Source organism: Microcoleus sp. T3_B1, from assembly GCF_036700445.1.
In the GTDB taxonomy this organism is placed as follows: domain Bacteria; phylum Cyanobacteriota; class Cyanobacteriia; order Cyanobacteriales; family Microcoleaceae; genus Microcoleus.
In genome coordinates this window covers 1-12,082 of sequence record NZ_JAUBOX010000039.1, presented here as the reverse complement: position 1 = coordinate 12,082, position 12,082 = coordinate 1, and the positions used below count along the sequence as shown (strand labels likewise).

Here is a 12,082-nt window from a genome sequence, read left to right as displayed (position 1 = left end):
TTTTCAAAAGTCTTGTGTTATTCTATAATTAGGGTGACATTTGATGGTTCAGCTTAGAATAGAATATGCCAGCAAAAGACATCTACCACAATAATGTTAGAACAGCCCTGGAAAAGGACGGGTGGACGATAACAAACGATCCGCTACCCTTAAAAATTGGCAAACGAACTCTCAACGTCGATTTGGGTGCAGAGAAACTATTTGCTGCCGAAAAGCAAGGTCGCAAAATTGCTGTAAAATTAAAAAGTTTCGTGAGTGTTTCACCCGTTCATGACTTAGAAGAAGCTGTTGGACAGTATATTGTCTACGAAGATATCCTAGAGCTTTCGGAACCAGAACGGATCATATATCTGGCAATTCGTGCAGAAGTTTATGCAGAAATCTTTTCTGAACCTATCGGGCAGATTTTGTTAGAGAACAAGAGATTTAAACTAATAGTTTTTGATTCATTAAACGAGACAATTGTCAGATGGATAGACTAGATGAATATCGCCAAATTGTCGCAATGTTTTAGATAGTTATGCCCAGATTTCTTACGGCAACGGAGAAATTAAAAGCAGCGTTATTGTTGACCGCGAACAAAACAATTTTTTACTGATCCACGAAGGTTGGCAAGGGCCTCAAAGAATTCACGGGTGTATCGTTCATGTGGAAATTAGGGACGGCCAAATTTGGATTCAACAAGATGGTATAGAAACGGGAATTACCCCAGAACTTGTAGAATTAGGAGTGCCTAAAGACAAGATAGTTTTAGGGTTTCATCCCTATCATGTTCGGCAACATACGGGATATGCGATCGCCTAAACCAGCTTACAATACAGGAAAATTGAATGAAAGGACGATCGCTAAATTGTATCGGGATCAATATTTAATTCTCGCAGTTTCGCGGTCAGACGATCGGCTCGTTGAGCTTCTTGTCCTGCTCGTTGAGCCTCTTCGTCGGCCCGTTGAGTCTCGCATTCTGCAAATTCTTGAGGAGTCGGGACAAGCTCTCCTTCTGCTGTAAAGAAACGCAATTTTCCGCCACAAATTCCGAGACTCAAATCGAGTTGTTGACTCCGCAGATGCCCGAATTCGTTCGGTGCGATTGCTTCATATTCCCCGTCAACTAAATGAAACCCAGCTAATTCTAAAGTTTCTGGGTCAAACCAAAAGTAATCATGAGTGCGAAAAGTATCTTGATAGAGTTGTTTTTTAAAGTTTTTGTCTATATCCGCTGTTTTGGGAGACAGGATTTCAATGATAATATTGGGGTACTTTCCTTCTTCATCCCAAACTACCCAGCTTTTCCGAGTTTTGCGTTCAGTTCCGAGTACCACAAAAAAGTCTGAGCCTCGGAAGTCCTTGGATTTAAGTTGATTGGAACAGTAATAAATGGTGAGGTTGGCAGCAGCATAGAAATTGTTTCTATCTCGCCACAGCCATTCTAGGCATTGGAGGAGTAGGATTATTTGTCGCAGGTGCAGTTCTGTTTCTACGGAATGTTCATCACTGTATAAATCGCCGGGAGGAAAGATAAAGTTTTCCGGTATCTCTTGTTCTGGTATCTCTTGGGTAGTAGCTAATTCTGCGGTTGCGGACATGGCTGCTGGGTGAGGAGTAAGAGGTTGTGTGTCTATTTTAGCAAGCTTTTCATATCTCTGCCGAGGACTATTCTGAAAGCCCGATCGCACTTTTTGCCCAAAAATGCGATCGAACACCGAATAATTAGTCTTTAACTATTAGCAATTATCGTTTTATTGACCGTCAGCTTCCCTGAGAGCCGCCAGAATTTCCGGTCGTTTCATGCGCGCGTAGCCCCGCACTTTCCGGTCTTTGCCGATCGCCTTCAACCGTCTCAGCGAAAGACTTTCGTAGTCATCCTCTGGGGACGGGGACGGAAACGGCAACTCTAACTGCAACTGCGGTAACTGAGGTTTCTGCTGTGCTTTCGACTGCTTCTTCGGCTGCATTTTTGACTGCTTCTTCGGCGGTGCCTCTGGCTGTCTTTCTGAGTGAGTCGCTGCGGCTCCCAGTTGGCGACGGAGCGTTTCAATTTGATTTTTCAGGTCATTTTCTACGTCTTCAATGGCGTCGGAAACAAACTGATTAATTGTTTGGACTGTGCGTTCTAATTTTATTGACAGCAGTTTTTCCAGTTCATCCAACTGTCTCAAAGCGCCTGCAAGATTTACCTCCGAAATAACAGCAGAGGTTGGCGGACGGTTGCTGCTCGATTGTTCAACTTTTTTAGCCATTTTATCTACCTTTTCATGAAATGCTTTTTCCACTTGTTCGAGCAAATGCTTAATCTGTTCTATTTGGTTACGCTCAAAGTTCTGCTCAGTGAGAGCGTTTACGTGTTTTTTTAGCAGCTCTTCATTTTTTTTAACAGATTGTTCTATTTGTTTTGTTAGACTATCTACCTTTTTTTGAAATGATAGCTCAAATTGTTGCAGTAGAGTCTCAATTTGTGCAGGTTTCTGAGTCGGTTGCGGAGCTAAATGTTCCATTTCTGCTTGAGCAACAGCTACCTCCTCGTCGGTCATTTCAAATACCCACGCCCACATTTGCTCGATGCCGAGTTCTTTAGCAAGAATACACCAATCTGATCCGCAGACAACTTCATATTCTTCTTCATTGCTGTAAGCTTCAGTGGGGCGCACAATTAAAGGAATCAAGTTGCTGCCTTGCTCGATGAGACTTCTCCTGATAGCTTCGCGGCGTTCGCGGGGAATCTCTCCCATCTGAGGCTCTGGTACTGCAATTTGGGAAGTGTAAATCTGGCTGTGACTAATTGGCTTAATTCGCAAATATTCAACTATTCGGTTTTGATCGGACGATCGCTCCATCTTGTTACAATTCCTCTTTTCTCATTAAATTCGGGTGTGTAGGTGTTTATGTATATTTGCACTTTACAGCCTGCGTTTTAAGTGCTGCAGGACTAACCCAAGAACTCTAATTGTAGGGTGCGAGACAAACACCTTACCCAGACTGTGGTAAGTTAAAGGGTTTCTTGGGCTGAGTCTTCCAACTCTGCGATCGAACTCGGTTATCTGGGGGAGATATCGCTTTGCTGCTGTACCTGTGCGGCTGGCTGTGCGGTGACAGCCCGGGCGATCGGCAAAAGTTACTGCAATTCCTAAAAAAAGCAACTGTGATGAGTTTAACTGCCTGCGGGACACCAATGATACACTGCTTTACTCATCTTTACTTTTTTTGGCCGTCCGGGTGATCGGGCTGACGTTGCGAGTTGCGATCGCAATTTCGATTTATACGAAAGCCACCTTTAATATCGCCCTTATTCTTTAGTCTCAACCGAGAGGGACGAAAGTTTGTGTAGGATCGGTTTCAACCGCCGAGTCATATCGGGTTTTTCAACTTTTGTCGGGCGGGCTTTGATCGCCCCAAAAATGCAATTGAGATGGCTGAAAGCTTATAAATATTTTTGCCACTTGTCAATAAGCTTAATCATTGTTTTCTCGCCTAACCCTTTACCTTTCATGCGTTCCAACACATTTTCAAAAGATGCAAAGTGCTCCAAATCTCGCTCTTTGATGATTTGTTCTATTGTTTGAGCTTTTATGCCAGCATTTTTCAAATTTGTAGCCAATTTGAATTTATCTTGAGTGTTGAGTGCTTCCAACAGCGGAACTGGCTTGGGAATCCGGCTTTCAACATCTTTAACCCTCTCTATCAGCGCCTGTTTTTCCCGCGTATACTCGGCTTTTAATTCCGTGATTCTGTTTTCCAATCGAGTTTCAATATTTGTCAGTCGCTGTTCAAAACTGGAGGACTGTTGCGGAACCACACTTACACTTTGATTCTCATTGATTGCGGTTTTTCTGAGAATTTTAAGTTGTTCCAGTAGAAGCTCTTCATTTTCTTCTTCCAGGATAAATGCTCCGATTGTCTCGCCTTTTTGAGGTTCTATTTCCTTTGCTCTCGCCGCCCCATAGTATTCAAAGTCTCCGTCTACTATTTCGTAAGCATCCATACCGTTTCGGCGGACAATTATCGGATTAATCAATCCTCCTGACTCTAAAATCAGTCGCGCTAATTTGTCCAAATCAGCCTCGGCAAAATTGGAACGGGGAACTGCGGATGTAATTTTTTTAACTGCAACCAGTGACGGAGATAATTTTTTCATTAGTTTTTACCTATTTTTTCCAAAACTTCGAGTGCTAGCATTTCAAATTCTTGAGATGCGATGGAATCTGGCTTAAAGTCTAGCACTGAAATGGGATCGGCGATTTCCATATTTCCCACGATTTGAAATTGTTCTGCACACTTTGCTAAATCGTCTCTCTCGTAAATTACGCTGTCCATGATTTCAAAGCCGTAGCGTTTGGGAATTGCCTCCCTCCGCTTGGGCAAACTGTACTGTACAAATTTACTATTAGTTGAAATTTTGCAAGAGAGTACGCCTAAAACTTCTAGTGGTTTCTTGCCAATTTGTTTTTTGAATCCATTAACTTTTTTGATAAAGTCCTTGACATTAATCAGTCCTTGATTGGCAAAAGGTTTTAAGTCAGAAGGAATAATTAAATAATCCGCCGCAATTAGGGCAACTCTAGCATAAAAATTCAAAGATGGCGGCGTATCGATCAGTACAATATCATATTTATTCTGTACTTCTGCTAGTTTCTGAATTAAAATCATTCGGCTGTAATCTAGTTGATTGAGTTCCATTTCATATTGCATTAAATCAATGTGGGAAGGAACCACATCTATTTCTGGATGGCAAAAATTAGACTTGCGAGCTACTTGTGCAATCGAGAAAAAGTCTTCTGATTGCAAAACTTGAAGGATATTATTATCTTTCAAATCGTCTTGTTCTTCATCCTCAAATTTAACTAAACCTGTCGCAAAGGTTGTATTAGCCTGACTGTCTAAGTCTATCACCAAGACTCTCTTACCTTTCTTGCTCAGCGCTGCGGCTAAATTGATTACTGTTGTAGTTTTGCCAACGCCGCCTTTATTGTGGTAAACTGCAATGATTTTCATCGTATTTTGAGTTGTTGGGATAACGGTTACATCGGATTTAACTTGAGGCTTAACTGGATAATTTTCAGGTATTTGTTGTGGTTCAGAGATTTGACTTGGCTCAGGTTCTGCGGGGGCGGGATTGTTGGGCTGTACTGGGACTTCGCTCATTAACTCAGGACTAACCCAATTAATTTTACTATCTTCCAGTTTGAGATTATCGGGATTTTTTATAAAATTTAAACTATCTCTGCCAATTAAAGCGATAATTTCATCAATTCTATTTTCAATGTCTTGTCCAGCACACTTAAAGACTAGCTCAATATCATCGGCGATTCTTTCGTAAATTCTAATTTCTTTACCGTTAGTTATTAGTCCGTAGCGGATGCTCAAACTTGTTAAATAGCGAGTTAGTTTTCGCCGGTGGCGGTCTAAATTTTCCTTCGGATGTTTAGCCTCCATGACTACACTCATCGGTGAGTCTGTCTCGATGACTATGGGGATAACTTGGGTGGCAAATGAGAGGAAGTCGAGACGAATATTCCCAAATGCTATTTCTTGGTGCCAAGTGTCGGGCGTATAGCCTAGTTTGGGTAGCAGATAGCTGACAATGAGTTTGCTTTCTACTTCGCTTTCGTTGCGACAGTTATTAGGATTGAAAGTCATTCGATTTTAGATTTTAGATTTTAGATTTTAGATTGGGAATGACTGATTTAATAATGGTAGGGATTGTGATATTGACAGTAGGGCGCGCATTCCTCCCCTGACAAAGGCTACGGATTGTAATATCGAAAAACCCGGTTGTATTTGACAAACCGGGTTTTTCTGGCATTTATCGCGTTTAAAACTTACTTTGTTTTAGCGTTAAATTCCTGCAATGTTTGATAGCCGCCAGCGGGATTGTACAAGTGACAGTTGTCGGCAATCCGCTTCATTAAAGACCAAGAAAATTCTGTTTCGTAGAGATGATCTTGCCAATTTTCCTTTAAGCTGCTGTGGGCGAGGCGCAAATTGTACCAGGGAATAGCAGTTGAAAGGTGGTGGGGAACGTGCACGTTAATGTCGTGGCACAGAAACTCTACCCAGCGGGGATAATCGCAGTGAACTGTTCCCGATAGTTGCGCTTGGGCTTCGTCCCATTCTTCGGGTTCTTTAAAGGAAATATCTGGGGCTGTGTGGTGGACGATCGTAAAAGTGCTCATCCAGAAATGGTAAACCAGCCAGGGCACTAACCAAAATTTGACAAATCCCCAAATGCCTGTGGTTGCAATTAAAAGCGGGAATCCGATCGCAGCACCGATTAAAACGACAAAAACTGAAAACCGAACTTGTTCTTGTTTCTGTTGGCCTTTGAAGCGCCACCACATGAAGTGCACTTTTGCCCAGTGGGCGATCGAGCCAATCCACCACATCCGACCGAATATTAAACTATAAGCTATTTGTAAAGCCTTGGGCGCGGCAGCGTAGTCTTCTGCTGTCATCGGCTGCCAAGCATTATCCTCACCAAGTTTATTGGTGTGCTTGTGGTGGTAATTGTGTCCATGCCGCCATGCGTGAAACGGAAAAATTAACGGCAGAAATGCGAGATGTCCGACTAAATCGTTGACCCAGCGGCGGTTAGCAAATGACCGATGACCGCAGTCGTGGCCGATCACAAAAAAACCGGTTAATCCGGTTCCTGTGAAAATCCACATTAGGGGCAGTAGATACCAAGGCGATACTGCTAAGCCCAAGTAACCGACAGCAACTAGCAAAACGTTGACGATGACTTTTGTCCAAGCTTTGCGGGGGTTTTTGACGAATACTTCCCGCGGCAGGGTTTTGAGAATATCTTTGAGGCGCAGGTTGGAGGTGTCACTTGCGGATGTCAAATTTAGTGGTTTTTCGATCGATGCTGTCATAAATTGATTTCGATTCTCCGTATGCCATGAGCATGGCTTAACAAAATTAGCGCATAAAAAAGCGCAGTAAAATGTCAGCTCGTTGCCAGCAAGCAGCAGACGAGTTGAGCTGTAGGCAAGCGCGTTTTAGCAAATGCTAGCGATCGCTATCCGCAGTTAGGAATTTCTAGCACTTTTGGCAAAAAACACTGCGGGTAGCAAAACATTCGTTTTTATAACACAGGGGCAGGACAATTAGCATTAGGCGCTATTGTCTGCTAATTGCTCTTGCTGCCAGAAATCGGGTCGAGAGCCCGCAAGCCAGCGATCGAGCGTTGCTGTTTGAGGCTTTGCACTTCCAGCAGCAAGGATTCGATTTCTGCTTGCAAGTGCAGGAACTTAACTTGCTGATCGGCTTGGTAGGGGCACTTCACCAAATCTACTTTGCGGGCAAAACTGGTCGATAGGGTAGAAGAACTAGCCATTTCGGGGTTGCTCGCGGCGACTTGAGGCCGGGAAAGAGTGGATGAATTATTTGACATTAGTAATTGAGTAGACATATCTACACATTCACACCATTAAGTTACTTTAACCTGAACCGATCGTATTAAACATCAAATTAACCGATCGAGCTAAAATTAGTGTAAATTCCTTGGCCATTGCCTAAAACCATTGACATCGTGACCCTGATTCTACCTGCTACTGACTCTGCTGTTAACTCTGCTGCTAACTCCGCTGCCCGCGCAGCCGAGCCGAAACGCTACGGCTGGCCCGGCTTGATCGAAGCTTATCGCCCCTACCTGCCGGTGACGGAAACCACGCCGGTAGTGACCCTCCAAGAGGGCAATACTCCCCTGATTCCAGCACCTGCGATCGCCTCTCTCATCGGTCGAGACGTGCGCGTCTTGGTGAAATACGACGGCCTCAACCCCACTGGTAGTTTCAAAGACCGGGGGATGACAATGGCGATTTCCAAGGCGAAGGAAGCTGGTGCCGAAGCTGTAATTTGCGCCAGTACCGGCAATACTTCGGCCTCGGCCGCCGCCTACGCCAGACGCGGGGGAATGCGAGCTTTCGTGTTGATTCCCGAAGGTTACGTGGCTTTGGGCAAGCTGGCGCAAGCTTTGCTTTACGGTGCGGAAGTAATTTCGATTGGGGGAAATTTCGATCGAGCCTTAGAAATTGTCCGCGAAATGGCTGTCCATTATCCGGTGACATTGGTCAACTCCGTCAATCCTTACCGCTTGGAAGGTCAGAAAACCGGCGCTTTTGAAGTGGTGGACGCTTTAGGCGACGCCCCAGACTGGCTCTGCATTCCCGTCGGAAATGCGGGAAACATCACAGCATACTGGATGGGTTTTTGTCAATACCACCAAGCCAAAAAATGTTCGCGCTTGCCGCAGATGATGGGATTTCAAGCCGCGGGGGCTGCGCCGTTGGTAACGGGCCAAGCTGTGGCGCACCCAGAAACCCTGGCGACAGCAATTCGGATCGGCAACCCTGCTAGCTGGAAACAGGCGATCGCAGCTTCCGAAGCCAGCCGCGGCAGTTTTGCAGCAGTCACCGACGCCGAAATTCTCGACGCTTACCGTTTGTTAGCATCACAGGAAGGAATTTTCTGCGAACCGGCGAGTGCAGCTTCTGTGGCCGGTTTGCTGAAGGTAAAAGACCAAGTTCCGACTGGGGCGACGGTGGTTTGCGTGCTAACTGGTAACGGTTTGAAAGACCCGGATACCGCAATTAATCACAGCAACAATCAATTTAAAAGCGGCATTGCTCCGACTTTGGATGCAGTAGCTGGGGCGATGGGATTTTAAGAAGTTAGTTGGCAGTTGTCAGTTGTCAGTTGTCAGTTGTGTTCTTTGTGTCCTCTGTGATTCATAAAAATTCATACCGGATGCGGGAAACTCAGCGGCTTCAGCCCTGAGAGGTAAGCGACGCGGGGACTTCAGTCCCCGTGTTTTTCTTTGTTTCTATTTTGGTTGAAATATTGTATTATGTTCGAGAAGTGAGTAAGAACGAGCATCTACGTGTTGAGACATCCTAGAAGGCGAGAAATTCCCGCCCCTGGAAACAACGGTCAAGTGCAAGCTTGATGACAGTATGACAGTAAAGGGCAAGCAATAGCAGGTTGTTGAGCGTACCGCATTTTGGCAAGCGTGATGGTTCAGAAAACGTTAAAACGACAAAAGTAGCTAGAAACCTAAACTTGATTTGGGTGACTAAGTAGACGGTATTTGACCACCGTAGCGAGAATCAAACTTTAGTAATAACTAAAGCTATTCTGTCAGCAGAATCTCAGTGGCTTTAGCCCGCTTGAGTGTCAATTAAACTAAGATATTGCACCGGCGGTCAACAACCTGTAGGGGCGGGTTCACCAACAATATCTAACAATTACCAACAATCTGAATAAACCCGCCCCCACCCAACAGTAAATCGCAATCTACCTCTTTTAACATACAAGGGGCTGCTTACTCAATAGCTTTCAAGGATACCAAAAGACTAAAAAACCCGCCCCCACCCCGCGCGAAAGTCCTTGATTGATATTGTTGTAAGATATCAGTTTAAATTCACATCTTGCACCAATATAAGAAACAGGCTTTTCGGCCTGTTCCACTCTTAGTTAAAATCTTTTGTGGGGAGTAGGGGTTGGGCCGAAGAGCCCGCCCGTAAGCCCATCGAAACAGGCAAGATGCCTGTTCCACAAAATATAAATTTTCTTGTGGAACAGGCATCTTGCCTGTTCATAAAAGGCTAATGGAGAATGGTGCAACATCTCAGTATCAATAAACTCCTGTGATATCACTTTTTTCTCAATAAACTCAGCAAGACACTTTTGTCATTATATTATGACTAGCCCTACAGCAACCCTGTTAATTTCCTGTCCCGATCGCAAGGGACTTGTCGCCTTACTTGCCAATTTTATCGCCTCCCACAACGGCAATATCATCCACGCAGATCACCATACAGATTTTACGGCCGGATTATTTCTGAGCAGGCTAGAATGGCAATTAGATGATTTTGACTTAACCACCGAACAAATAACACCGACTTTTAGTGAAATTGCCAAGGACTTACAAGCCAATTGGCAATTGCATTTCTCTCATAAAATTCGACGCATCGCAATCTGGGTAAGCCGTCAAGATCACTGTTTATTAGACTTGATTTGGCGACAGCGAGCGCAAGAAATCCGAGGTGAAATTCCGCTGATAATCAGCAACCATGAAAATTTAAAGCCCATTGCCGCACAATACGGTATCGACTTTGAGTATATTCCCATTACTAAAGACAATAAAGCTCTTCAAGAAGCACAACAGTTAGAACTTCTTAAAAAATATAAGATTGATTTAGTAGTTTTGGCTAAATATATGCAAATTTTGAGTCAAGACTTTATCAGAAAATTTCCCAATGTGATTAATATTCACCATTCATTTTTACCCGCGTTTGTGGGTGCAAATCCCTACGAAAGGGCTTATGAAAGAGGGGTAAAAATTATCGGTGCAACAGCCCACTATGTTACACCCGATTTAGATGCGGGCCCGATTATCGAACAAGATGTTGTGCGCGTGAGTCACCGCGATGAAGTCTCTGATTTGATTCGCAAAGGTAAAGATTTAGAAAGGGTTGTCTTAGCAAGATCCGTGCGATATCATTTACAAAATCGTGTTTTAGTTTATGGCAATCGGACTGTGGTTTTTGCTTGAAAATTAGGCATCATATCAATTCTGGTTTGTTACTCCTTGGATCACTCGGCGAGTTATATCAATTCCGGTTGCACGAGCGAAGTGCAGCGAATCCCAAAGTTTTCTCAACTTGATATTTTTCATGACTTGTGATGGGGTTAAGATTGCCCGTTGCCGTCAAGTTGCGATCGCCCTTGGGTAAATTTTCGCAAAGAGCGGCCCATACGACGAGGTTTCGGAACATTACTTTTGCCTGCGGGCCATCCTTCGCGCTGCTGGGAGCGATCGCCATCGGTTTCTTCGGTTTGGTCATGAAACAAAATTTGTCGCGTGGGATAAGGCAAATCGATGCCGTTTTCCACAAGCTTTTTTTTAATAGCACAAATTACCTTGTCGCGCGATCGCATATCGTCAATGCGGCGCGGCGGAGCAATCCACCACCGAACGCGGATCTTGACGGTACTTTCTGCTAGCTCAAGCACCAGCACATCGGGTGCAGGATCTTTCAACACCTCCTTTATGCTGTACAATGCTTCCAGCATTAACTGCTTGGCGCAATCAATATCGTCGCCGTAACCAATACTAAAATCGTATTCCGTGCGGCGTTTATCGAAAGCGGTATTCACTGTCACCGAATTGGTAAACAATTCGGCATTGGGAATGACAATCCGGCGACCATCATAGGTGAGGATTGTTGTAGCGCGCGTCTCAATATTTTCTACCGTTCCCTCAAAGTTTTTAAACACAATCTGGTCATCGATTCGGAACGGTTCCGTCAACAGAATTAGGATACCGGCTAAGAAGTTTTGCAAGATATCGCGAAAGGCAAAACCAATCGCCACCCCGCTAATTCCTAGCAATTGAATCAAATCCCCAGCTTTAAATGTGGGAATTATAATCGAAAGAGAAATAAATAGACCAACTAGAACGATCGCACTCTGGGCTAACCGTCCTAACACCAGCCCCAAATTTCGAGCTTGGTGGTGGTGGCGGGTAACTCGCCTGACCACTCTCTTAATTTGCCTACCCACAAAGTAAAAAATTGCAAAGACAATTAACGCCAGCACAATATTAGGCAGCATGATCATAAAGCCGTCGATCATGCTCTGAATCTTTTTCCAGACTATGGATATCTCTGCCTTCATGAAGTTTCCTCGCCTATCAGTCGTTGTCGATAGTAGTAGAATCTAGCTCGATTAAGTTCTATCTAAAGACTGTAGGTTGGTAGGACGCGAGGAAGATTTTGTGGCAGTCCTCAAAATTTTGAATGCAGATTATAGGTTGAGATATATAGCAATTCTAAATGAATTGTGTAATTTTTGTAGGGGCAAACCCCCGTGGTTGCCCCGATCCGTATGAATTGTGTAATTTTTGTAGGGGCAAACCCCCCGTGGTTGCCCCGATCCGTGGGGGGTAGGCACGGGGAGTAGGGGTAGCACTACCCCTACTTATTTGTACAACTGATTTAGGATTGCTATATAGCAATCCTAAATGATTCAGATAAATTTGTAGGGGTAGTGCCCCCGTGCCTACCCCCTATCTATAGGGCAACCA

At 44.3% G+C, this 12,082-nt stretch carries 11 protein-coding genes; 4 read left to right on the top strand and 7 right to left on the bottom strand.

All coding sequences use genetic code 11. The features are described from left to right. The first annotated feature begins 65 nt into the window (after nucleotides 1–65). Both QT990_RS20410 and QT990_RS20405 read left to right on the top strand, forming a co-directional pair. Nucleotides 66–482, top strand: coding sequence for an element excision factor XisH family protein (locus QT990_RS20410; RefSeq protein WP_333144684.1), 417 nt, complete (start codon nucleotides 66–68; stop codon nucleotides 480–482). A 4-nt stretch (nucleotides 483–486) separates the two neighbouring features. After that, the gene (locus QT990_RS20405) at nucleotides 487–804 is read left to right on the top strand and encodes a XisI protein (protein ID WP_445300662.1); all 318 of its coding nucleotides are present in this window, start codon (nucleotides 487–489) and stop codon (nucleotides 802–804) included. Between the two features lie 41 nt (nucleotides 805–845). On the opposite strand, the gene QT990_RS20400 is transcribed toward QT990_RS20405, so the two are convergent. From QT990_RS20400 to QT990_RS20375, 6 genes are all read right to left on the bottom strand, one after another. Continuing rightward, nucleotides 846–1,583 carry a Uma2 family endonuclease gene (locus tag QT990_RS20400; RefSeq protein WP_333144693.1) on the bottom strand — a complete coding sequence of 246 codons (738 nt, stop codon included), beginning with the start codon at nucleotides 1,581–1,583 and terminating at the stop codon, nucleotides 846–848. Between the two features lie 153 nt (nucleotides 1,584–1,736). Beyond that, nucleotides 1,737–2,831 (bottom strand): Rho termination factor (modular protein), encoded by a 1,095-nt coding sequence (locus tag QT990_RS20395; protein WP_333144685.1) that lies wholly within the window; start codon nucleotides 2,829–2,831, stop codon nucleotides 1,737–1,739. 584 nt (nucleotides 2,832–3,415) lie between these two features. Beyond that, the gene (locus tag QT990_RS20390) at nucleotides 3,416–4,129 is read right to left on the bottom strand and encodes a ParB N-terminal domain-containing protein (protein ID WP_333144686.1); all 714 of its coding nucleotides are present in this window, start codon (nucleotides 4,127–4,129) and stop codon (nucleotides 3,416–3,418) included. Further along, nucleotides 4,129–5,631, bottom strand: a complete 1,503-nt coding sequence (locus QT990_RS20385) for an AAA family ATPase (protein WP_333144687.1) — start codon at nucleotides 5,629–5,631, stop codon at nucleotides 4,129–4,131. Before QT990_RS20385 ends, QT990_RS20390 begins: the two co-directional genes overlap by 1 nt. Nucleotides 5,632–5,813: 182 nt before the next feature. Then, nucleotides 5,814–6,866 (bottom strand): fatty acid desaturase, encoded by a 1,053-nt coding sequence (locus QT990_RS20380; protein WP_333144688.1) that lies wholly within the window; start codon nucleotides 6,864–6,866, stop codon nucleotides 5,814–5,816. Between the two features lie 257 nt (nucleotides 6,867–7,123). Further along, complete coding sequence (locus QT990_RS20375) at nucleotides 7,124–7,405, bottom strand: hypothetical protein (protein WP_333144689.1); 282 nt, start codon at nucleotides 7,403–7,405, stop codon at nucleotides 7,124–7,126. 120 nt (nucleotides 7,406–7,525) lie between these two features. Here QT990_RS20375 and thrC point away from each other — a divergent pair, with 120 nt between their 5' ends. Both thrC and purU read left to right on the top strand, forming a co-directional pair. Next, nucleotides 7,526–8,662 carry a threonine synthase gene (gene thrC / locus QT990_RS20370; RefSeq protein ID WP_445252036.1) on the top strand — a complete coding sequence of 379 codons (1,137 nt, stop codon included), beginning with the start codon at nucleotides 7,526–7,528 and terminating at the stop codon, nucleotides 8,660–8,662. 1,032 nt (nucleotides 8,663–9,694) lie between these two features. Further along, a complete protein-coding gene (gene purU, locus QT990_RS20365) occupies nucleotides 9,695–10,549 on the top strand; it encodes a formyltetrahydrofolate deformylase (RefSeq protein WP_333144691.1) in 855 nt (284 codons plus the stop codon). Between the two features lie 137 nt (nucleotides 10,550–10,686). Here purU and QT990_RS20360 read toward each other — a convergent pair whose 3' ends face one another. Beyond that, on the bottom strand, nucleotides 10,687–11,673 hold the full coding sequence (locus QT990_RS20360; protein WP_333144692.1) for a mechanosensitive ion channel family protein: 987 nt from the start codon (nucleotides 11,671–11,673) through the stop codon (nucleotides 10,687–10,689). Between the last annotated feature and the right edge of the window lie 409 nt (nucleotides 11,674–12,082).